The 22,007-nt window shown below is 32.5% G+C and carries 25 protein-coding genes; 11 read left to right on the top strand and 14 right to left on the bottom strand.

Annotation, left to right across the window (positions count from 1 at the left end):
- Positions 1-177: 177 nt before the first annotated feature.
- Entirely contained in the window at positions 178-2,547 is a 2,370-nt protein-coding gene (locus tag BSF41_RS18595; RefSeq protein WP_095931008.1) for a GAF domain-containing protein, read from the bottom strand.
- A 227-nt stretch (positions 2,548-2,774) separates the two neighbouring features.
- Here BSF41_RS18595 and BSF41_RS18590 point away from each other — a divergent pair, with 227 nt between their 5' ends.
- Both BSF41_RS18590 and BSF41_RS18585 read left to right on the top strand, forming a co-directional pair.
- Complete coding sequence (locus BSF41_RS18590) at positions 2,775-3,527, top strand: glucose 1-dehydrogenase (protein WP_095931007.1); 753 nt, start codon at positions 2,775-2,777, stop codon at positions 3,525-3,527.
- A gap of 71 nt (positions 3,528-3,598) precedes the next feature.
- Entirely contained in the window at positions 3,599-4,180 is a 582-nt protein-coding gene (locus BSF41_RS18585; RefSeq protein WP_095931006.1) for a TetR/AcrR family transcriptional regulator, read from the top strand.
- 91 nt (positions 4,181-4,271) lie between these two features.
- On the opposite strand, the gene BSF41_RS18580 is transcribed toward BSF41_RS18585, so the two are convergent.
- From BSF41_RS18580 to BSF41_RS18540, 9 genes are all read right to left on the bottom strand, one after another.
- On the bottom strand, positions 4,272-5,330 hold the full coding sequence (locus BSF41_RS18580; RefSeq protein ID WP_095931005.1) for a nucleoid-associated protein: 1,059 nt from the start codon (positions 5,328-5,330) through the stop codon (positions 4,272-4,274).
- Positions 5,331-5,367: 37 nt separating this feature from the next.
- Positions 5,368-5,733 (bottom strand): four helix bundle protein, encoded by a 366-nt coding sequence (locus tag BSF41_RS18575; RefSeq protein WP_095931004.1) that lies wholly within the window; start codon positions 5,731-5,733, stop codon positions 5,368-5,370.
- A gap of 100 nt (positions 5,734-5,833) precedes the next feature.
- Positions 5,834-6,376 carry a hypothetical protein gene (locus BSF41_RS18570; RefSeq protein ID WP_095931003.1) on the bottom strand — a complete coding sequence of 181 codons (543 nt, stop codon included), beginning with the start codon at positions 6,374-6,376 and terminating at the stop codon, positions 5,834-5,836.
- Between the two features lie 198 nt (positions 6,377-6,574).
- Complete coding sequence (locus BSF41_RS18565; RefSeq protein WP_095931002.1) at positions 6,575-7,174, bottom strand: HPP family protein; 600 nt, start codon at positions 7,172-7,174, stop codon at positions 6,575-6,577.
- A gap of 85 nt (positions 7,175-7,259) precedes the next feature.
- The gene (locus BSF41_RS18560; RefSeq protein WP_095931001.1) at positions 7,260-8,540 is read right to left on the bottom strand and encodes a chloride channel protein; all 1,281 of its coding nucleotides are present in this window, start codon (positions 8,538-8,540) and stop codon (positions 7,260-7,262) included.
- Between the two features lie 399 nt (positions 8,541-8,939).
- Positions 8,940-9,329 (bottom strand): VOC family protein, encoded by a 390-nt coding sequence (locus tag BSF41_RS18555; RefSeq protein WP_095931000.1) that lies wholly within the window; start codon positions 9,327-9,329, stop codon positions 8,940-8,942.
- A complete protein-coding gene (locus BSF41_RS18550) occupies positions 9,329-9,904 on the bottom strand; it encodes a sugar O-acetyltransferase (protein WP_095930999.1) in 576 nt (191 codons plus the stop codon). Before BSF41_RS18550 ends, BSF41_RS18555 begins: the two co-directional genes overlap by 1 nt.
- A 3-nt stretch (positions 9,905-9,907) precedes the next feature.
- Positions 9,908-10,297 carry a YciI family protein gene (locus tag BSF41_RS18545; RefSeq protein WP_253251855.1) on the bottom strand — a complete coding sequence of 130 codons (390 nt, stop codon included), beginning with the start codon at positions 10,295-10,297 and terminating at the stop codon, positions 9,908-9,910.
- A 228-nt stretch (positions 10,298-10,525) separates the two neighbouring features.
- Positions 10,526-10,984: a DinB family protein gene (locus tag BSF41_RS18540; protein WP_095930997.1), complete on the bottom strand. Its 459-nt coding sequence runs from the start codon at positions 10,982-10,984 to the stop codon at positions 10,526-10,528.
- A gap of 141 nt (positions 10,985-11,125) precedes the next feature.
- Here BSF41_RS18540 and BSF41_RS18535 point away from each other — a divergent pair, with 141 nt between their 5' ends.
- The 9 genes from BSF41_RS18535 (at position 11,126) to BSF41_RS18495 (ending at position 18,096) form a co-directional block, all read left to right on the top strand.
- Entirely contained in the window at positions 11,126-13,291 is a 2,166-nt protein-coding gene (locus BSF41_RS18535; RefSeq protein ID WP_095930996.1) for a TonB-dependent receptor, read from the top strand.
- Between the two features lie 228 nt (positions 13,292-13,519).
- Positions 13,520-13,927: a DUF2141 domain-containing protein gene (locus tag BSF41_RS18530; RefSeq protein ID WP_172426937.1), complete on the top strand. Its 408-nt coding sequence runs from the start codon at positions 13,520-13,522 to the stop codon at positions 13,925-13,927.
- A gap of 49 nt (positions 13,928-13,976) precedes the next feature.
- Complete coding sequence (locus tag BSF41_RS18525; protein WP_095930994.1) at positions 13,977-14,597, top strand: hypothetical protein; 621 nt, start codon at positions 13,977-13,979, stop codon at positions 14,595-14,597.
- A gap of 21 nt (positions 14,598-14,618) precedes the next feature.
- A complete protein-coding gene (locus tag BSF41_RS18520) occupies positions 14,619-15,956 on the top strand; it encodes a 2TM domain-containing protein (RefSeq protein ID WP_095930993.1) in 1,338 nt (445 codons plus the stop codon).
- The gene (locus BSF41_RS18515) at positions 15,956-16,279 is read left to right on the top strand and encodes a 2TM domain-containing protein (protein WP_095930992.1); all 324 of its coding nucleotides are present in this window, start codon (positions 15,956-15,958) and stop codon (positions 16,277-16,279) included. The genes BSF41_RS18520 and BSF41_RS18515 overlap by 1 nt, the downstream gene beginning before the upstream one ends.
- On the top strand, positions 16,260-16,589 hold the full coding sequence (locus BSF41_RS18510) for a 2TM domain-containing protein (RefSeq protein ID WP_095930991.1): 330 nt from the start codon (positions 16,260-16,262) through the stop codon (positions 16,587-16,589). The genes BSF41_RS18515 and BSF41_RS18510 overlap by 20 nt, the downstream gene beginning before the upstream one ends.
- 2 nt (positions 16,590-16,591) lie before the next feature.
- Entirely contained in the window at positions 16,592-16,897 is a 306-nt protein-coding gene (locus BSF41_RS18505; RefSeq protein ID WP_248727832.1) for a 2TM domain-containing protein, read from the top strand.
- 13 nt (positions 16,898-16,910) lie between these two features.
- Positions 16,911-17,291 (top strand): 2TM domain-containing protein, encoded by a 381-nt coding sequence (locus BSF41_RS18500; RefSeq protein ID WP_095930989.1) that lies wholly within the window; start codon positions 16,911-16,913, stop codon positions 17,289-17,291.
- Between the two features lie 40 nt (positions 17,292-17,331).
- On the top strand, positions 17,332-18,096 hold the full coding sequence (locus BSF41_RS18495; protein ID WP_095930988.1) for a LytTR family DNA-binding domain-containing protein: 765 nt from the start codon (positions 17,332-17,334) through the stop codon (positions 18,094-18,096).
- Here BSF41_RS18495 and BSF41_RS18490 read toward each other — a convergent pair whose 3' ends face one another.
- The 4 genes from BSF41_RS18490 to BSF41_RS18475 are packed head-to-tail and all read right to left on the bottom strand — an operon-like array spanning position 18,097 to position 21,507.
- A complete protein-coding gene (locus BSF41_RS18490) occupies positions 18,097-18,618 on the bottom strand; it encodes a hypothetical protein (protein WP_095930987.1) in 522 nt (173 codons plus the stop codon).
- A gap of 25 nt (positions 18,619-18,643) precedes the next feature.
- On the bottom strand, positions 18,644-19,669 hold the full coding sequence (locus tag BSF41_RS18485) for a COX15/CtaA family protein (RefSeq protein ID WP_095930986.1): 1,026 nt from the start codon (positions 19,667-19,669) through the stop codon (positions 18,644-18,646).
- Positions 19,670-19,684: 15 nt separating this feature from the next.
- On the bottom strand, positions 19,685-21,118 hold the full coding sequence (locus BSF41_RS18480) for a CCA tRNA nucleotidyltransferase (RefSeq protein WP_172426936.1): 1,434 nt from the start codon (positions 21,116-21,118) through the stop codon (positions 19,685-19,687).
- A gap of 14 nt (positions 21,119-21,132) precedes the next feature.
- Positions 21,133-21,507 carry a GxxExxY protein gene (locus BSF41_RS18475; protein WP_095930985.1) on the bottom strand — a complete coding sequence of 125 codons (375 nt, stop codon included), beginning with the start codon at positions 21,505-21,507 and terminating at the stop codon, positions 21,133-21,135.
- Between the last annotated feature and the right edge of the window lie 500 nt (positions 21,508-22,007).

Genomic DNA, 22,007 nt, shown 5'->3' with positions numbered 1-22,007 from the left:
TTTTATACAGAAATATTTTTAAACACATAGAAACATAGTTTTTTCTTATCTACAAAGAATAAAGAAAGAAACTAGTTTCTCACACATAGCTATGTGAATTGATGCAAGTGAAACGCCTTTTTTAAGTTTTAAAATCTATGTTTCTATGTGTTTAAAAAACAAAAAAAGCTCAACTATTTAGTTGAGCTCATCTAATAAATCTTGATAGGTTATTTTTTTAACCCCTGGGTCTGCATTATTATTAATTACTTTAACGCGAATAGCTCTCAAACCTGAAACTCCCTGAAGATCTTCAACTTCAAATTGTTCAATAGAAGGCTCAAGAATTTTCTTGTGCTGTAAATATTTAATATATTTTAAATATTCTGCTTCTTCGCTATTTTGAGAATATACAATGGTGATTTTCTCTTTCTCAGTAATTCTTTCGTTTGTTCCTTTAATATGCGATTTGTCAATTCGTTTTTTAACGACTTCGTATCTTGCATTATAAGTTCCATCAACATCAAAACGTTTTTCATCCATTCTAAAACGGATTGAAAGGGCAGAACTGAAAACCAAAATCAACGAAGTAACATCCAATTCGTATGGTAATGAAGTTTTAAGGTCATGATGTTCCAATTCCATTTCGCATAAAGTCTGCAATTGCCATAAACGAAGATTATGCAGATACATGATATCGAATGGTTTAGTTGGCGAAATTGAAGCTCCAATATACAAATTATGCTCTACACCATCTGTTTTAAAACGTTCGTAATAATGCGGATAAATCTGTTGTGCTTCAACTTGTTTTCTGTCTAAAACAGTTGCCAATCTTTTATTGATAATCGACATTGCATTGTCGAACTTTTTTCTTTCGTGGTAAAACATTCCAGTTTTTTCGTCCAGTTTTTCAAAGTACAATTTTTCCAGCTTTTCGCTTTTCGCATTGCTTTTAGTATTTTTTAAAATCGGATGAATTTCTTCTTCAATATAACGCTGAACATGTTGTTCTGTATCTGCTTTTAAAGGAAGATCCAGTTCGCTTCTAAGCGATTCAAGTTCAAATTTTCTCTGTTCCAAAAGAACAAGATTCGAATTAGATTCTTGATTATCAAAGATCTCCAAAAGAGCTGTAAGCTGACTTTTTAAATCAATTTTTACAGTTTCATTTCGATGTTCAGACGAACCTTTAATATCAATCTGGCCATACAACGGATATACATTTTTAAAAACAATTTCTTTAAAAATATAATCTTTAGTATGATTCATATTCTGAAAGTAATTTTGTGATTCCCTTTTAAATTTCCAGTAAACGCTAGGGTGAATTGTAGTATATTCTCGCTGAATAATCGCTTCGATCTGGTGCTGCATATCAGTATTGTAACGATCAATTGTGTCAGTTAAATAGGGAAGAACCAAATCTAGTTTTGTAGCATTTACGCTATTTAAATCTCTCGGATTTTCAGAAACCAATTCGACAACACCTAACAAATGTCCGCTTTTGATGACTGGAGCAAAAATACAGCTCTGAATTGCTTGTTGTAGTAAATGTTCGCCTAATCTTTTATTAGTTTGTTCTTCAGTGAATTTGCTGACATTAGAAATAACAAAAGGTTCTCTATTGTCCAGTAAATTTTCAAAGGAACATCCAAAAAAAGCATTTTTGCAATCTACTTCCTGATCAGAAGAAAGTAAGAAGCTTTTGAGTTGGTTTTCGTATTTCGCAGGTCGCATAAATTTCTCTTCCTCGGGATTGTAAATAATGAATCCAACTTTCAAGTTTGGAAGATTAAAAATCGATTGGAAAATATTAGAAACCTCCTCACCAGTTGTCACTGTTTTTGGACCAGGCTTCAAGAGATTACTTTTCAATATAGAAATAGCACTTTCGGTCGTTGCATCAAACAAAGAAACAATACCAAAACCTCTTAAAATCCAGCTTCCTTTAGGAAATTTAGATTTCCATAAATCAATATCGTTGTAATTATCTATTAATTGATCGATATCTTCTTGAGTTAAAGGAATAGCGTTTTCAGTAGGAATAATTTCCATGAAATCGGCATTGTACAAAATGCGGTAATGTTTTTCAACGCCATTTTCATCTGGAATATCGTAGAAAAATGGCTGATTGAAGTCAATATGCTGTTTGTAATAGTTGCTTAAAATTAAACAGCAGTTATTGATGTAAAATTGATGTTCGCTAAAATCACGAATTTCCATATAAAATTCGTCTCCCGCATTTTTCAAGATTTTCTTGAAGCGCTCCGTATAATTGAAGGAGATATTTTGAAACGGAATTGTTACCGCTTTTATTTCGTTGTGCGTCAATGCAGTCGGAAATAAATCGGCTAATATATTTTTAATTAAAGCTTCATTGTTTTTGATAACCGAATAATCCTGGATTCCAGTCCTAAGTTCCGGAATTAATTCAATCTGTTCTAAAATCGCTTTGGCATAGTTTGACCTGTAATCAACATTTGATTGCGCAATTTCTTCAAAAGATTCAATTAGCTTGTGAAATGAAATTATAGTGGTAAAAGGACTTTCTTTAAAAAATTGAATATCCATCTGAGTTATTTTTTAATGCAAAATTAAGGATAAATTAAGAATACTCGACATTTTTCGATTTCTTTCCTCTATAGTTAAATAGTTGTTTTCCTTAGAATTAAAGGGTTTCGGGAAGTGCTTTTTTATTTTAACTAAAAATTAACATTATTAATAACGGAACGATCGTTCCGTTATTATATCTTTGTACTGTAATAATTGAATAATCAATAACTTAAAAACAGATAAAAATGAAAAGTTTAGAAAACAAAGTAGCAATCGTGACAGGTGGTAATAGTGGAATCGGATATGCAGCGGCAGCCGATTTAGTATCAAAAGGAGCAAAAGTAATTGTAACAGGTAGAAACAAAGAAGCTTTAGCGAAAGCGGAAACAGAATTGAATGTTACAGGAATTGTAGCCGATCAATCTGATTTAAAATCAATTGATAATTTGGTTGAAGAAGTAAAAGCAAAATTCGGAAAAGTGGATATTTTATTCTTGAATGCTGGAATAGCAGCTTTTGCGCCTCTAGATTCAGCTTCAGAAGATCATTATGACAGTATCATGAATGTGAACGTAAAAGGAGTTTATTTTACCGTTCAAAAAGTATTACCAATTTTAAACGATGGAGGTTCAATTATCTTTAATACTTCTGTAAACGCTCATGTTGGAATGCCAAATTCTAGTGTTTATGCCGCAAGTAAAGCAGCCGTATTATCTTTAAATAAAGTTTTTGCTGTAGAATTGGCTTCAAGAAAAATTAGAGTAAATGCGGTTTCTCCTGGTCCAATTGAAACACCATTGTACGGAAAAGTGGGTTTAGAAAAAGAAGAAGTAGAAGGATTGGGATCTGCTTTAGGTGAGAAAATTTTATTAAAACGTTTTGGACAAGCTGCAGAAGTTGCGAAAACAGTTAGTTTCTTAGCTTCAGAGGATGCGTCGTTTATAACTGGATCTGAAATTGTGGTAGATGGTGGACTTATCGTAAATACCGTATTATAATTTTTTTGACTAATTCAGGAACGATTGTTCCGTATTTTTATATCTTTGTAAATGAATTTAATTGGAATGTCATGGCTAGAACAAAAGAATTTAATGAAGATCAGGCTTTAGATAAAGCAATAGAAATTTTTTGGCACAAAGGTTACAACGGAACTTCGGCTCAGGATTTGGTAACTCACTTAGGTTTGAGCCGTTCTAGTTTGTATGATACTTTTGGCGATAAGCAGCAATTGTTTACAAAGTCTTTACAGCGTTATCAGCAACAATCGCAAGATACTGTCAAGGAGCTTTTAGAAAAATCTGAAAATATCAAAGAAACATTACAGGCTATTTTTAAGCAAGCTGTTATCGAAAGTTTGGAAGACCGAATTACAAAAGGCTGTTTTATGGTTAACTCGTCTGTAGAATTGGCTATGCACGATGAAGAAATTGCTAAAATTGTAAAAAGCAACAGCCAAACTATGGAAGAAGTTTTTACAAACGCTGTTAAAAAAGGGCAGGAGGCTGGACATATTTCCAAACAGCTGGAGGCAAAAGTTTTGGCCCGATTTATCTTTAATAATTATTCGGGAATTCGAGTTTGGGCTCGTGCTGGAGAAAGAAACAAACAAGTTTACGATGATATTGTAAAAGCCGTATTTTCGGTTTTATAACATTAAAATTCAAGACAATAAAAAAACGGCAATTACATTTGTAACTGCCGTTTTCTGTATTAATAAGTAAGTAATAGAAAATGAAAACTTCTTAGCTTTTTTCTTCTTTGTTGAAGTAAACTAAGTAGTAATACATTTGTTTTTCTTCATCCCAGCCTTTTTCCACAAATTTTTCTGCGCTTTCAGGATTAATAAAATCCATTTTAATCTGAATATGAGTATCCAAATTAATTACATTTTTAATCGATTTTCTAGCGTCAGAAACTGCTGCGTTGGCAATTGGGAATGAGGTAACATCTTCGATGCTGTATTTTTCTCCTTTATCAACTTTATAGTTTTTAAATTCAGGGATCAAATCAGGATTATCAATTACTTCATTCAAGAAATTCTGTTCTTCAAACTGATCATTTTTAGCGAAATAATTCACAGATCGGTTCATAAACATTACTTCCTCTTTCTTGTCTTCTGCTGGCAAAACCACGTCTTTTGCGAAGTTTTGACAGAATTTCAAATATTTTTTAGTGATGAAATTTTCATCTTCAAAAGCATCAACAGATAAAAAGTGCTCTAACCAGTAACGTGCATCATAACGGTTGCTGTCTACAGTCAGGATTTTGTATCCTTCTTCTTTTTTGTAGTTGAAGATCAAACATCCTTTATCTAATTTATTCAGGTTGATTCCCTGTTGTAAAATCATCTCAAGGTTACTGTTATTTTCTTCAAACTGTAAAAAGTCTGCTTGTAACTCACTTTTAAAAATTCCGATCGCATCAACAACATTGTTGTCAATACTTAAGTTTGTCAAATAGGTTACATAAACCTCTCCGTTTTTAATGTGCGGGTGATTTGACTGCTCGTATAAATGTTTTGTGATGTTTTTAGAAACTTCATGAACATTTGACGGATTTGCAAAAATCTCAGTTGCATACTTAAACATGTCGTTGTAGTCCAAGTCCACTTCGTGTGCAAACTGATAATAGTTTTCTTCTTTTTCTCTAAAAGGCTTAAAAAAGAATTCTTTAATCAAAGGAACAATCTCATCATTTAAGTTGAATGGTTGCTCTGATAAAAAAATAGCTTCGTTACGACTTTTGTTTCCAACGCGGTGTATGGAAAGGGTGTCGATGTGGGTATTGAATAAGTTGATCATATTTTTTTAGGTACTGAGGTTCTGAGATGCTAAGGTACTAAGGTTTGGTTCTGTCTTTTACTTTTTTTATAAAAGAAACTAACATTCTTTCTACTTCGCGACTGTCCTCATATAAGTTATTAAAATCTTCTTCTTTTAAATAAGATATGTTTTTTGCTATTTCTAACTGCGTTTGCATTTCAAATAATGAGCCAACAGAAATGTTTAAGAAGCGTAAAAGATCTTTATCACTTTCTCTTCCAAATCCTTCGGCAATATTACTGGGAATAGAAATCGAACTACGTCTAATTTGTGAAGTTAATCCAAAGACTTCTTCTTTGGGGAATTTGTTTGTTAAGGAATAAATTTTGGTAATCAAGGTCATAGATTTCTGCCAAACCAATAAAGTTCTAAAATTGCTCATGCTTAATATTTTTAATTCGAAGAATTAAAAATAAGAAAAAACTTTCAAAAACAAAAACTTAGAACCTTAGCATCTCAGGACCTTAGAACCTTAAAAAAGATTAATTCCAATTCTCCTCAAATCCATAATCTTCGAAGCTGTCATCGCCTTCGAACATGTCAAGATCGTCTTCGTCTAGATCGTCTTCAAATTCTCCGTAGATATCATCATGCATGTCATCAGCTTCAAAGTTTTTTTCGATAGCGTCTGCTGGCATTTCACCATGAGAAAACAAAGTTTCTGGGTAAGTAACTCCAACTTGTTCATCTTCAACGGCAGCCAATTCAACTAAGAAAGTCCACATACTGATGAAGTCATAAACGTAGATAATTTTAGTATTGTCTTCGTCTAAAATACTTGATAACGGATAATCGTTCATGGTTCTTATTTCGCCAGGAACATCTCCTGTATCGAAAAGCGGAATTTCATCTTCTTGATTCCAAGTATCATCACAAGTATAAAATGAAGCCACTTCTGATCCGTCAAAGCCAAAAGAGTTGAAGATTGCATTGTGTAAATCCTCAAGAGTGTCTTCCTCAAGAATAGCAATGTCTCTAAAAATATCTTCTTCGGCGTCTAGAATAACTCTAAATTTATAAACCATAATCTTTGTTTTTATTGAGAGGTCAAAGGTAAAATATAAAAAACGAAATACGAATTGTGAATTACGATTTGTTGAAAAGATTTTTCGAAGGAAATAATGAAGTTCGAAATACGATTGTCATCCTGAGCGAAGTCGAAGGCTCTCAAAGTGGAATGTGGCTTCGACTTCGCTCAGCCTGACAAACAGAACTCAAAAAAACTATTTTCTCGCCAGTCTCTTTCTAATTTTATGATAATGTTTGTGATAGGTGCTGTGGCTTGGGTAAGTTCTGCTTGAAGTCATATTATTAAAAATCAGAGCCGTGAAAAGCAATATCATAACTCCTGTAAAAACGGGAGAAAGCACATACATATAACCTAAGGCTTTTACTTTTTCTGTTCCGATAACTGCGATTAAAGCTGTTGCTCCTCCAGGCGGGTGAAGCGTTTTAGTAATCTGCATTAAAATAATGGCGATTGAAACCGCTAAAGGCGCTGCAATCCACATAATGTCTGGAACTAGTTTATTGACCGTAACGCCTACAAGAGCCGAAATTACATGCCCGCCAACTAAATTTCGTGGCTGAGAGAACGGACTCTGAATAATTCCGTAAACCAAAACACTCGATGCTCCAAAAGAACCAATTAAATAAACGGCATCAGGCCCAGAAAAATGTATTGATTGTACATAAGCTAAAATCCCAATTCCGACAAAAGAACCTAAAAATGACCAAAAGTGTTCTTTATAATCAATTAAAGTTTCTTTGTAAAGAATGTAACGTGTTTTGCGATAGCTTCTTTTTATTTTTTCAGTTGGCATTATTGTGGTATTATATTTTATTCGTTATGTTTTTAAATATACTTTGCTGTATGTTTTTAATCTCCAGATTATTATTAGTCTGAAATTATTTAACTAAACTTGGAGAATAACTATAAACGGTATACGGATAAATTGTTTTTGCAGTGTATTTTGAAATTAAACAAACTACAAGAATTGGGAAAAACAAAGTATAATCGTTTGTTAATCCGCAAACCAAGAATATCGCGGTGAAAGGTGCGTGAATACTTGCACTAAGAACTGCAGCCATTCCGATAATCATAAAGTTAACCGGAATTACATTTACATGGAAAAAACTGTTTAAAGTTGAAGCCAATAATAATCCTAAAAATGCTCCGATGAATAAACTTGGAGCAAAAACACCTCCGTCACCTCCAGAAGCCAATGTTATCGAGGTAACAATTGGTTTTAGAATTAAAATTCCGATAAATGTTAGAGCCAAAGTTATAGTCAATTGGGTTTGAGGTGCATTTCCAAAAATTCCTTTAATGGCGTGATAACCTTCTCCATATAATTGAGGGAAAAAGAATAAGGAAATACTTAAAACTGCTGAACCTAAAATGATTTTGTAATAATGTGTGTCGATTTTACCAAATTGTGATTTGAAGAATAAGACACAACGTGTTAGGTAAACCGAATTCATTCCAGCTAAAATTCCTAAAAGAATGAAATACGGAATCGCTTTTAAATTCCAAGTTGCAATTGAAACGGCAAATAAAGGTTCTTCTTTTAAAATCGTTAATAAACCAAATGCAATAGAAACTGCAATTAAATTTGAAATGATAAATGCACGACTTACTTTTCTAGAAATAACTTCGAAAGCAAATAAAACTCCCGCAATTGGACTGCTAAAAAGTGCCGTAACTCCTGCTGCAACTCCCGCACAGATTAATTCTGTTTTGTATTGACGGAAAACATTTTCTTTTTCATGAGCAACAGATCCAATAGTTGCTGTAGCGACAACGGTAGAAACTTCGATTCCTGTAGAACCTCCAAAAATAACCGTTAGTAATCCGTTTATGAAATGTGATGGAATTTTATAAGAAGGAAGATTTTTAGATTTTGATGCGGTGCTTTCAAAAACTTCTTTTATTCCTTTGTTTTCTTTTTTCTTAAAAAGATATTGTCTCAAGAAATAAATTACCGACAATCCGAAAACTGGAAATATGATATAAAAAATGGGATGAACCGAAACTTCGTGAAAGAAGATTTCTTCGTAGTATTCTGTTATTTTTTTTAGTGAAATTCCGAGAAAGGCAGAAAGAAAGCCAATTAAGATAGAAACAATAACTAATTTTCGGAGTTTAATGAATTGATGATTTTTTTTGATTTGCGCCGTTTTGTTCATCATTATAAGTTTGAGAATTCCGCATTTTTTTTTCTGCGGATTACAAAATTAAGCATCAAATTCGGTTTTTTCTAGAAAATGTTCATTTTAGTGTGTTAAAATCGATATAAACAGGAAAATTCTTTCGTAAAAAAGAGACAAAGTTACAGAGGAGCAAAGAGACAAAGTTTTATGCGGAGGCATTAAATATTTGATTTCGCACGATGAAATTTGAATTGCCTCCAACTTTAATAGGAGGTTGAAAATAAAAGAGAGAAGGGCTTTAGCCAAATACGTTTTGTTTGGCTAAAGCCCTTTTGGGACTATAATTTATTCATGCAACTAAAGCTGGACTCAATTCAAAAGAATATTACTATAAACCTTTGTCCCTTTGTAACTCTGTTAGTTTGTCCCTCTCATTTATCTCTCATAAAACTCAATTGGCAATAAATCAGGATCTGCAATAAAAGTAAAACGTTTTTCAGTTGTTTCATCAATTCTAATGGGTTCTGATTCTATGTTTTTAGAAGTTAAAAAAGCAATAGTTTCTTCTAGATTAATAACCTCAAATGCCAGATGGCGCAAACCAACAGCTTCTGGTCTTGAAGGTCTTTGCGGCGGATTTGGAAAGGAGAATAATTCAACTACATAAGAACCATTCAAAGCTAAATCTAATTTATACGATTGGCGTTCTTCGCGATAGATTTCTCTAATTATAGTTAAACCTAAAATCTGTGTATAGAAGTGTTTCGATTTTTCGTAATCGGAACATAAAATGGCAATATGATGAACTTTATTAAGGGTAAGCATTATTTTTTTGATTCAGGTTCTTGATTTAATTTTCGGATCACTTTTGCAGGATTTCCAACTGCTAGCGAATTGTCTGGAATATCTTTTGTAACTACAGACCCAGCGCCAATAACACAGCCTTTTCCGATGTTTACTCCAGGGCAAATAACAGAATTTCCGCCAATCCAGCAATCGTCTCCAATTGTAACAGGGTAAGCACTTTCTAATGTTTTTCTTAATTCAGCGTCAAGCGGATGTGAAGCGGTATAAATTTGAACATTTGGCGCAATAAATACATTAGAACCAATGTTTACCGGTGCGCAGTCTAAAACGACACAATTCACATTAAAATAAACATTTTCGCCAGCAAAAATATTGTAACCGTAATCACAATGAAAAGGAGGTTCAATATAAAGACCAGCTCCAGCATTCGGAATTAATTCTTTTAAAATCTCTTTTGCTTTTTTGGTAACTCGGTATTCTTTTACGTTTAAAGTGTGTAAAAGATTTTTGGCATTTCGGCGTCCTTTTACTAATTCTGGATCAAAGGCATTATAATATTCGCCAGAGATCATTTTTTCTTTTTCTGTTTTCATATTTTACATTTTCGTCTTGGCAATTTTGTCGTGTATTTTTACAGTTTCCTGCAAAGCTGCGGTGCAGTACCAAGGCGTTAATTCGGCTTCAAGTAAATTGGCTTTTATGGCCGGATCGGAGGCAACAAGAGCTTTGGCTTCTTCTATAGTTTCTACATTAAAGATGTAAATACCACGATAATTTCTGTCATTTTTCATGAATGGTCCTGCAACAACCAGTTTTCCTTCTTGGGCTAATTTACCAATGTTTTCCATGTGACCTTCAAAAAGTTTTTTGGTTTCTTCCTTAGAAGCGGTTGTATTGCTTCCAGATTTTAAAAGACAAAAAACATATTTCTTCATTCCGTATTCGTCGGCATGGAGAGATTTTGCGAGGTTTTCATCATATTTCACTTCGGTTTCTTGCGAAAAGCCGATTGCATTAAAAACCAAAAATGCGAGGACAAAAAGTATCTTTTTAATATCAATGATTTTTTATTTTAACACATAGAAACATAGCTTTTAAAACGTGGTAAAGGCATTTCATTTTTAGATTTCCCCATAGAACTATGTGTTAAATCTAGATTTTTAAATATTCTTTTTGAGTTCCAAAAACCTATGTTTCTATGTGTTAGAATTAAATTAAAGCAATTTCTTCAAAATAACAATCTGTCCTAAATGATAGACATCGTGCTGAATAATTCCATGAATGTGTTCGTAGTATGTATGACCATTATTCACATAAATTTTAGCTAAATCTTCGTCATTAAAACCTTCAAAAAAAGCATTCCAAGAATCTTGAGATTTTGCTAAGGTTTGAAGCGATTGTTCCCATGCAGCTTCAGAAGGATCTAAAACAGGAACAAAATAATTATGATCTGGAGTTATGATCACTTCGCCTTGCATACGTTCCAGAATATTTCTTCTCCATTGAATCAAATGATTTACAATTTCCCAGATGGTATTCAGGTTTGGGTTTATTTTTCTGTAAGCTTGCTCAGCTGTAACATTTTTTAAAGTATTGTCTAAATTAACTTCAAGCCAAGGATTTCCATTATAAATAGACTGATATAGATTTGAAATTCGTTTACTTTCTGACATAAAATGATGATTTTGGTTTTCCTAGCTAAGATACAAATTAGTATTTTACAACTCATCCTCGAAAATCTACAATTGGGTTATTATATATTTTTTAACGTTTAATGTTAAAATACATTTGCTTCATCAAAAACCAAAGATGACATGAAAACCAAATTATTTTTTACCGTTAGTTTTTTATTTTTTACTGCATTAATTTTTGCTCAAAATACAATTTCAGGAAAAGTAGTAGATCAAAAAGGAAAACCAGTTGCAGGTGCAAACATATATATTGACGGAACTTATGATGGAGCAACAAGTTCTGAAACTGGAGATTTCTCTTTTGAAACGACAGAAACAGGAAACAAATTTTTAGTAGTGAGCTTTTTGCTTTTTGAAACTTTCAAACAAGAAATTGATGTTGCCAATTATAAAGGCCAAACGGTAAAATTAAGAGAAAATGTTAATGCTCTAGATGCGGTTGTGATTACAGCTGGAACTTTAGAATCTGGTGATAAGGCAAGAGTTTCTGTTTTAAAACCTCTGGATATTGTTACAACAGCTGGATCTGCTGGAAATATCGTGGCGGCATTGCAGACTTTGCCAGGCACGCAGTCAGTTGGGGAAGACGGACGTTTGTTTGTACGTGGAGGTGAGGCGAGCGAAACTCAGACTTTTGTTGACGGAATTCGTGTAGCACAGCCTTACGGTGCAACAACGAACAATTTGCCAACAAGAAGCCGTTTTTCTCCTTTCTTGTTTAGCGGAATCGCATTTTCTACGGGTGGTTATTCTGCAGAATATGGTGAAGCTTTATCGAGTGTTTTACTTTTAAATACTCAAGATGAGGAAGATCATGAAAAAACAGATATAGGATTAATGACGGTTGGTTTGAGTTTAGGAAATACACAGAAATTCAAGAAAAGTTCTTTAAGCGTAAATATGGCTTATATCAACTTGGCTCCTTATCAGGCTGTGATTCCGCAGAATGTAGATTGGAATAATCCGTATCAATCACTTGGAGGCGAAACGGTTTACAGATATAATTTCACAAATGGAATTTTTAAATTGTATGCTTCATTCGATTCTGAAAAATTCGATTTAAATCAGAAAAACGTCAATTTCGAAAACCCGATTCGAACTGATATGAACAATAATAACTTTTATTTGAATTCTTCATACAAAGGAAGTTTTGGAACAGGATGGCAGATTACTTCTGGAGTTAGTTACGGTTACAGCAAAAACAAACTTAAATATGATATTACGGGAGTTGATAGTCAGGAAAATGCGGCTCAGTTGAAATTGAAGTTAAGCAAGAAATTTTCAAACTATTTTAAATTGTCTTTCGGAACAGATTATTTCATTACAAAATACAATGAAAATGTAGCCGATAATATTGCGCTTGATGTTACAAATGGTTACGATTCGAACATTTTTGCAGCGTATACAGAAGGTGATGTTATGTTTTCTAAAAAACTAGCTTTAAAAGTAGGTTTGAGATATTCTAATAACAGTTTGTTAAACGAAAACCATATTGCGCCTAGAGCCTCATTAGGATATAAAGCTTCAAAAAGTAGTCAGTTTTCTTTTGCTTACGGAGATTTTACTCAAACACCAGTTGTAGATTATATTAAGTTTTCTAAATATCATCAGTTTGAAAGCGAGAAGGCAAGTCATTATATTTTGAATTATACGTTTACAAGACCTGGGCAAACCCTTAGAGCGGAGGCTTATTACAAAGATTATAGCAATTTGGTGCAGTATGATACAAGAGATATTCAATACAATTCGGTTTTCAACAACAACGGATCGGGTTATGCAAAAGGATTGGATATTTTCTGGAGAGATAGCAATTTGTACAAAAACTTAGAATATTGGATTTCGTATTCTTATATCGATTCAGAAAGACAATATAAAAACTTTCCTTACATGGCAACTCCAAGTTTTATTGCGAATCATAATTTATCTGTTGTAACAAAATATTTTATTACAGATTGGAAATCGCAAGTTGGTTTTACAAACAGTTTCAGTACAGGTCGTCCGTACAATGATCCAAATCAGACGCAGTTTATGAACGGAAAAACAAAATCATACAATAGTTTGAGTTTCAACTGGGCATATTTATTAACGACACAAAAAATCCTTTATTTCTCGGTTTCAAATGTTTTAGGAACACAAAATGTTTTCGGATACGATTATGCTAAAAATCCAGACCCAAGCGGAGTGTATCAAAGACAAGCCGTGGTTCCAACAGCAGACAGATTCTTCTTCGTAGGTTTCTTCTGGACAATCAGCCAGAATAAGAATGAGAATCAGTTGAAGAATCTTTAAAAAGGCTCTAAGATGCTAAGGTTCTGAGGAAAAAAACTTAGAATCTTAGCATCTCAGAACCTTAGAAACTTAAAAAAAACAATTCAGTAACCAAAATCAACAACTCAGTATCATTTAATTTTAAAAGAGTGAAAACCGATATACTTTTGAATTATAAACTAACAAACCGAGTTTTAATCATCAACATAAAAAAACTTAGAACCTCAGAACCTTAAAAAAAAAAAAATCATGACCAAAATTATCACAATAACCATCTTATTTATCTGCAGCTTAATGTCTGCACAAAATGTAAAATTAACTGTTGCTGTTTCAGGTTTAAAAAATGATACTGGAGTTGTAAAAGTAGGATTATATAATTCAGACGGAACATTTCTTAAAACAACTTACAAAAGTCTTGCTTCGGAAATTAAAGACAATAAAGCAGTTGTAACTTTTGATAATCTTCCTGCGGGAGAATATGCAATTTCTACGTATCATGATGAAAACAGCAACGGAAAGCTGGATAGAAACGCAATGGGAATGCCAGTAGAAGAATATACAGCTTCAAACAATGCAAAAGGATTTATGGGACCTCCTTCCTATCAAGATGCTAAATTTAATGTTAGTAAAGATTCAAAAATTGAAATTGTATTCTAAAAAGACAAATAACTAATCTATATAAACAAAATCATTAATAATTTATAAAATGAAAAAAATCATCACTTTAATCGCACTATTTGTAGTAGTAATAAGTTCAGCTCAGACACAATTTGAACAAGGAATGAATAAAGCGTTCGGACTTTGGAAAGAAGGAAAAAATACAGAAGCTTCTGCTTTATTTGAAAGAATTGCGGCGGCTGAAAAAAACAGTTATTTGCCAAATTACTATGTAGCTTTGATCAATGCAACAGCTGTATTTACAGAAAAAGACAAAACTAAAATCGATTTATTATTGACAAAAGCGCAAGATGCATTAGATATCGAATTGATAAAGGATCAAGCAAACTCAGAGCTATACGTAATGCAGGCTTTAATTTACACAGGATACGTTGTAGCCGATCCAATGACAAACGGGATGAAATATTCTGGTAAAGTGATGGAAGCTTACGCGAAAGCAAAAGCGCTAGACCCAAACAATCCGAGAGCTGTTTTTGGTGAGGCAGATTACCAATTAGGAGGAGCAAAATGGACAGGAGTAGATACAAAACCTTTGTGCGCGCAAGTTGATAAATCTATTGAACTTTTTAATACTTTTAAACCAGCTACACCTTATGCTCCAAAATGGGGATTGGATAGAGCATTAGAAATTCAAAAAACTTGTAAATAATTCAATAGTTTATAAAACATTATGATATTAAAACCTAATTTGTTAAAAGCATGCTTCGTTGGAGGAATAGTATTTTTATTTTCTTTTCTAATTCGGTTCGCCTCTTTAGGAACAGCAGTTTTTACCAAGAATCTTTACATTTATTTCTTGTACTGTATGCTTTACAGTGTGGTTTTATATATCGTAAACGTTGTTCTTTTTGAGTTTTTAGATAGGGTTTTCCGAGAAAATCCATATTCGCTAAAGAGAATTTTAATTGGTTTTGCAAGTTCGTTTTTAATATCGATGATTGTAATTGGAGTATTGCGTTTGTTTACAAGTGTAATAATCGAGAATAAAACAATAATTGGTTTTCTTGCGAATGAAAAAGCAGAAAATTATATCGAATCTGCGGTAATGACTTTTATTGTGCTTTTGTTTTTTCATGGACTTAATTTTTATAAACTCTATCAGGAAAATAAAGTAACGCAGCAGAAAATTATTGCGGGAACGGCAAATGCCAAATTCGAAAGCTTAAAAAATCAGATCGATCCGCATTTTCTTTTTAATAGCTTAAATGTTCTGAGTTCTTTAATAGAAGAAAATCCAGACAATGCGCAGCGTTTTACAACTTCTCTTTCTAAAATTTATAGATATGTTTTGGAACAGAAGGACAAAGAATTGGTTTCGGTTGAAGACGAATTGTCATTTGCAAAAACCTATATGAATTTGCTGAAAATGCGTTTTGAAAATAGTTTGTTTTACGAATTGCCAACAGAAAACATTAATCCAGAAGCCAAAGTGGTGCCGCTTTCTTTACAGCTCTTGCTGGAGAATACTGTAAAACACAATGTAGTAAGCGAGCAGAAGCCGCTTCATATTAGAATTTTTATTGATAAAGATTATCTGGCGATTCAGAATGATCTTCAGAAAAAAGAAGTTTTGCAGGACAGGCAAGGTGTCGGATTGCAAAATATTGTAAACAGATACGGAATTATAACAGATAGAAAAGTGAAAGTTGATCAGGATGAGAAGAATTTCACTGTTAGAATTCCAATTTTAACCAAACAAATTGCGGTTATGGAAATGAGTGCAGAATATACCGACGAAGCAAAAGCTTACTATAGAGCCAAAAAAAGAGTAGAGGAACTGAAAGGTTTTTATGGAAATTTAATTTCATATTGTTGTGTGATTCCGTTCTTGGTTTTTATTAATCTAAAATTTTCACCAGGATTTCAATGGTTTTGGTTTTCAGCTTTAGGCTGGGGATTTGGAGTTGCAATGCATGCTTTTAAAGTTTTTGGATACAGCTCAGATTGGGAAGAAAGAAAAATTCGCGAGATTTTAGAGAAAGATAACAAACAAAAAACGTGGAAATAATGGAAAATAATTTCACAGAAACAGTTCGCTATTATGATGCTCAGAAAAAAGTAAAAGAGATAAGAGGATTTTACGAGCATTTGACTGTATACGCTTTATGTAATCCAATTGTGGTTGTTGTAAATTATATGACTTCTCCAGAATACCTTTGGTGGATTTGGTCTGTAATGGGGTGGGGAATAGCCATAATCTTGCACGGACTGAAAGTTTTTAGTCTTCCGCCTTTCTTTAATAAGAAATGGGAACAGAAAAAGATTCAGGAAATTCTAGAAAAAGAAAATAAACAACGATTAGAAAATAGGCATGGAAACAAATTTGAGTAACGATCAAGAAGAAGTAATACTGCAGGAATTAGCCAGTAAAAAAGTAATTCAGCTGAAATCTTTTTACAAGCATTTGTTCATTTACACTATCGCACTGATTGTTTTTCTTTTAAAAGAATATACCAATATGCCATTGCAATTTTTTCCGATAAAATATCTCAATTGGGTAGTTGTAATTATTTGGTCGGCTGTTATAGTGGGTTCTGCAATCGATTTGTTTGCTTCCTATAAGATTTTTGGACACGAATGGGAAGAACGAAAATTGAGAAGCATTTTAGAAAAAAAATATAAAAAACAAAAATGGGAATAATCATGGAAACGAATTTAAGCGAGGAAGAAAGATATATTCAGGCAAGAAAAAAAGTTGAAAATTTAAAAGGATTTTATGGAAATCTAGTTGCTTATATATTGGTAAATGCAATTTTGATTTTTATAAATCTTTATACATCACCTCAATATCTATGGTTTTTTTGGCCATTATTGTGGTGGGGAGTTGGAGTAGTTTTTCACGGATTAAAAGTTTTTGAGGTTTTTCCAGGAATGGGTAAGGAATGGGAAGAAAGAAAAATCAAAGAGTTTATGGAGAAGGAAAAACAGAATAAAAACAAGTGGAAATAATTAAAATATAGTTATGGGACGTTTAAGAAGAAACATGTACGAAGATTACACCAAACAGCATTTTGGAGAATATACAGATGACGAAAATTATAATGCAGCTTATAGAAGAGTAAAAAAACTGAAAGGGTTTTATTCGCACGTAAAAGTGTACATCATTGTAAATATTATCATTATTGTATCCAGTTTAAACCGAGATAATTTTACTGACGGAATGGATTTTAGCGGTTTGACGCAATGGCACACGTACTCTACTGCGCTTTTCTGGGGAATTGGTTTACTAGCTCACGGATTATCTGTATTTGGAACTGATTGGTTTTTTGGATCAGATTGGGAGAAAAGAAAAATCCAAAAATACATGGAAAAAGATACTGCAAATAAAAATAAATGGGAGTAACTTTGACTTCATAATTTTTTCAAATTTCACATTATAGTAAATGATCACATTAATTATAGAAGACGAAAAACCAGCTGCGAGATTGCTGCAAAGAAAACTTGAAAAGTTAGATGTAACTGTAGAAACCATGCTTCACTCTGTTGAAGAATCGGTTCTTTGGTTTGAAAATAATCCGCATCCAGATTTGATTTTTTTGGATATTCAACTGTCTGATGGTTTATCATTTGAGATTTTTGAAAAAATAGATATCAAAAGCGCTATCATTTTTACAACGGCGTATGATGAGTACGCTTTAAAAGCTTTTAAATTAAACAGCATAGATTATCTTCTCAAACCTATTGATGAAGATGATCTGGAAACAGCAGTTTCAAAATTCAAATCGCGTCTTCCGAAAACAGCAGAAACTTCAAATTTGCAATTGGACTTTGAGCAAATTCGACAGATGTTATCTAATCCTTTTGAAAAAACATATAAAAAGAGGTTTACAGTTAAAATTGGTCAGCATCTAAAAGTCATTACTACAGAAGAAATCGAATGTTTTTTTAGTGAAAATAAAGGAACTTACATTCGTACGTACGACAATCGAGATTATTTGATCGATTCGACTTTGGAAATTTTAGAACAAGAACTTGATAAGAAAGATTTCTTTCGCGTAAGCAGAAAATTTATTGTTCCTTTAAAAGCAATTAAAGAAATTCAGGTTTATACTAATTCTCGACTTAAAGTGATTCTTCCAACTTATAAGGAAGATGAGGTCATTGTAAGCCGAGAAAAAGTACAAGATTTTAAGACTTGGTTGGGATAATTAGTTGTCAATAGTTGACATAATTTCTATGGCTCCAAATTTCCAATCAGGATTTATTATTTGAGCATCAATAGGTTTTATAAAAATTATTGATGCAATTTTTTTTACTGCTTCATTGTTCGGAGTAATACTGATATAATTTACAAGCTGATCATAAGGTTGATTTATATTACTAGCAATACTTCCTATTATACCAATTTTAGATAAACAATCCGTTGTTGGAATGTCTTTTTTCAATGGTGAGTTTTCAATATTGTTTTGATAAAACGTATTAAGAATATATTTTTTTGTAGCAAAGATTAGCACTCCCGATTTAGAACCGAACTTTTGCTCAACTTCTTCAGCATTTCCCTTATAAATAAATGTCAACAGATCATTCTGATTGATATTTTTTAAGGTATTTTCTGCCTGATTCATATATCCAATACTTTTAGAATCCAAAATGACTAATGGATTATTTTTGGTTTGCCCAGAAACAAGGCAAGTAAAAAGAATTGTAAATATAAAACAGACTTTTTTCATAAATATTTTTTTATGAAAAGATAGCTTATTTACTCAATCTATGCAATGTATATGTCATTGCACTCAAAAGGAAAAATGCCATAATTTGGTGAATTAATCCTAAAGCCAATGGCACGCTGTATAATAAAGTGAAAACGCCCAATAAAAACTGAATGAAAACAAAAACGACTAAAGTTTTGATTCCGTTTGCTTGAGTGTGAGTAAGCGTATATTTTTTGCTTTTGAAGAAAAGGAAAAGAATAATCGCAACTACTACATAAGCAAAAGTTCTGTGTACAAACTGAACACCACTTTTTCCTTCAATTAAATTTTTAACTAAAGAAGATTGCTCAATAAAAACCGATTCGTGAATAAATTCTCCGTCACTCATTAAAGGCCAGTGATTATGAATTAGTCCTGCATTTAGACCTGCTACAAATCCGCCGTAAATGATTTGAATTAGAAGAGCAACCAAAGCATAACGCGCAATATTTCTAAGCGGTAGAATTTTGTTGATATTTCTTTCAGGATAAATTAAATCTAAGGCAACCCAAAGTGTGTATGCGAAAGTAATGAATGCAAAAGTTAAGTGTAATGAAAGTCTGAAGTGGCTTACATCTGGATTGTCAATTAATCCGCTTCTTACCATAAACCAGCCTAAAAATCCTTGAAAAGCTCCCATTGCCAAAAGAACGATACATTTTTTAATCGTATCTGTATCTAATTTCTTTTTGGCTAAAAAGTAAACAAATGGTACAAAGAAAACCAATCCAATTATACGACCGATGAAACGGTGAAACCATTCCCAGAAATAAATAAATTTATAATCGGCTAATTGAAAATCATTATGAATGTTGATTTTCTGATACTCTGGAAATTTTTTGTACTCGTCAAAAGCGGCTTGCCATTTGGCGTCTGTTAAAGGCGGAAAGGTATCGGTTACCAAATGCCAGTCGGTCATTGATAAACCTGAATTGGTTAAACGGGTAATTCCTCCCACGACAACCATTAAAAACAATAAAACACAGCCTGATAGTAACCAAATGATTACTGATTTATTCTCTTTTTTCATTTTATTAAATAATACTTATTTCTCAACTTTTTTTAAGCCCAATTTCTCCGCTCTTTTAATTACAAAATCATAAGCCGCCTGATACTCATTCGGGATATCACCTTCTAAAATAGCTTCTTTTACTGCTTCTTTTAAAATTCCAATTTCGCGTGACGGTTTCAAATCGAATATTTCCATAATTTCTTCTCCAGTAATTGGTGGCTGAAAATTACGAACGTGATCTCGTTCTTCTACTTCAACGATCTTCTTGCGTACGAGTTCGAAATTTTTATGATATTTCTTGAATTTTGATGGATTTTTGGTTGTGATATCTGCCTCGCACAAAGTCATTAAATTTTCGACATCTTCGCCAGCATCAAAAACCAAACGGCGAACTGCGCTATCCGTCACAATATCCTGAGCCAAAACAATCGGACGCGAACTCATAATAACCATTTTCTGCACAAACTTCATTTTGTGGTTCAATGGCATGTGCAAACGTTCAAAGATTTTCTTTGCCATTTTTCCGCCCAAGAATTCGTGTCCGTGAAAAGTCCAACCTTGTTTTTTGGTGAAACGTTTAGTGGGCGCTTTTCCAATATCATGCAATAAAGCTGACCAACGAAGCCAAACATCATCTGTGTTTGGACAAATATTGTCGACAACTTCCAGCGTATGGTAAAAATTGTTTTTGTGCGTATGTCCTTCAATTTCTTCAACCTGATTCAAAGCGGTCAATTCAGGTAAAATAATATCCAAAAGTCCTGTTTTGTATAAAAGTAAAAATCCTGTTGAAGGTTTATCCGTCATAAGAATTTTGTTTAACTCATCAACGATTCTTTCGCCAGAAATAATTTTAATGCGATCTGCATTTTTTGTGATCGCATTCAAAGAATTTTCTTCGATTTCAAAATTCAATTGAGTCGCAAAACGAATCGCACGAAGCATTCGCAAAGGATCATCAGAATAGGTAATATCTGGATCCAAAGGCGTTTTGATTGTTTTATTTTCTAAATCGGTTAAACCATCAAAAGGGTCTAAAAGATCTCCAAAATTGTTTTTATTTAAAGATAAAGCAAAAGCATTGATTGTAAAATCACGACGGTTTTGATCGTCCTGCAAAGTTCCGTTTTCCACAATCGGATTTCGGCTATCACGATTATATGATTCTTTTCGGGCACCAACAAATTCAATATCCGTATCTTCAAAACGAAGCATGGCAGTTCCGTAAGTTTTAAAAACCTGAACTTTTGGTTTATTCGGAAGTAAATCGGAAACTTTAAGCGCTAATTCGATGCCGCTTCCAACAGCAACTACATCAATATCTTTTTTAGAACCTCGATTTAAAAGCAAATCGCGAACAAATCCCCCTATCACATAAGAGTCGATTTTTAATTCCTGAGAAGCTTTCGAAATAATATCGAAGATTTTGTTTTGTAAAGCAGTTTTATAGTTTGTTTGTATCGCCACGAATTCATTAATTTTTATAAAATAATACGTTTATGTTCAAGTGAGGTAGAATTAAAGTTTGCTAAAATCGCTAATTTATTTTTGGAAACTTTTAGATAATTAAGACATTGTGAAATGTATTTTGGATGTAAATAATCGCTTGATTTTATTTCAAGTATAATTTGATCAAACAAAACAAAATCAGCATAAAATTTATGATCTAATATTATGTCTTTATAATTTACCAAATATTCTTTTTCTCTTTCAAATGGAATATTGGCTTTCTTGAATTCATATTCTAAAGCATCTTTATATACAATTTCAGAAAAGCCTCCACCTAAATTTCTATGAACATCAAATAAAATTCCCATTATCTGATAGCTTTCCTGCTGATACAATATTTTTGACATAGTCTAAATTTTTTCCGCCACGAATTCACGAATTTTTCTAATTAATTTTTTAAAAAGTTAATTCGTGAATTTGTGGCTATTATTTAGAATACAACTTTCAATTTTTGTATTGAAAATGTTTTTGGAATTTTATGGTTGCAAATTTACAACATAGAAAATGCCTTTTATAATCTACAGCCTAATTTTTTGAGTAAATTCACAATTTTTCAATTCAATTTTATGAAAATAAAAAATGGTGGAGGTAAATTGCATGAATTAATGCAAATCGAACGTTCAGATTTTAAAAATTAATTCGTGAATTTCGACATGATTTAAATTTTTCCGCCACGAATTCACAAATTAATTTTAATTGATTAAAAAAAAAGGATAGTGAATTACACAAATTCATTCGAAATTATGCTCAAAGATTTTAAAAATAAATTCGTGAATTTCGACATGATTTAAATTTTTCCGCCACGAATTCACGAATTAATTTTAATTGATTAAAAAAGGGATAGTGA

This window comes from Flavobacterium sp. ACN2, from assembly GCF_002303885.1.
Taxonomy (GTDB): domain Bacteria; phylum Bacteroidota; class Bacteroidia; order Flavobacteriales; family Flavobacteriaceae; genus Flavobacterium.
Note: the sequence above shows the minus strand (reverse complement) of the source record. Positions and strands in the feature narration are given on the sequence as shown.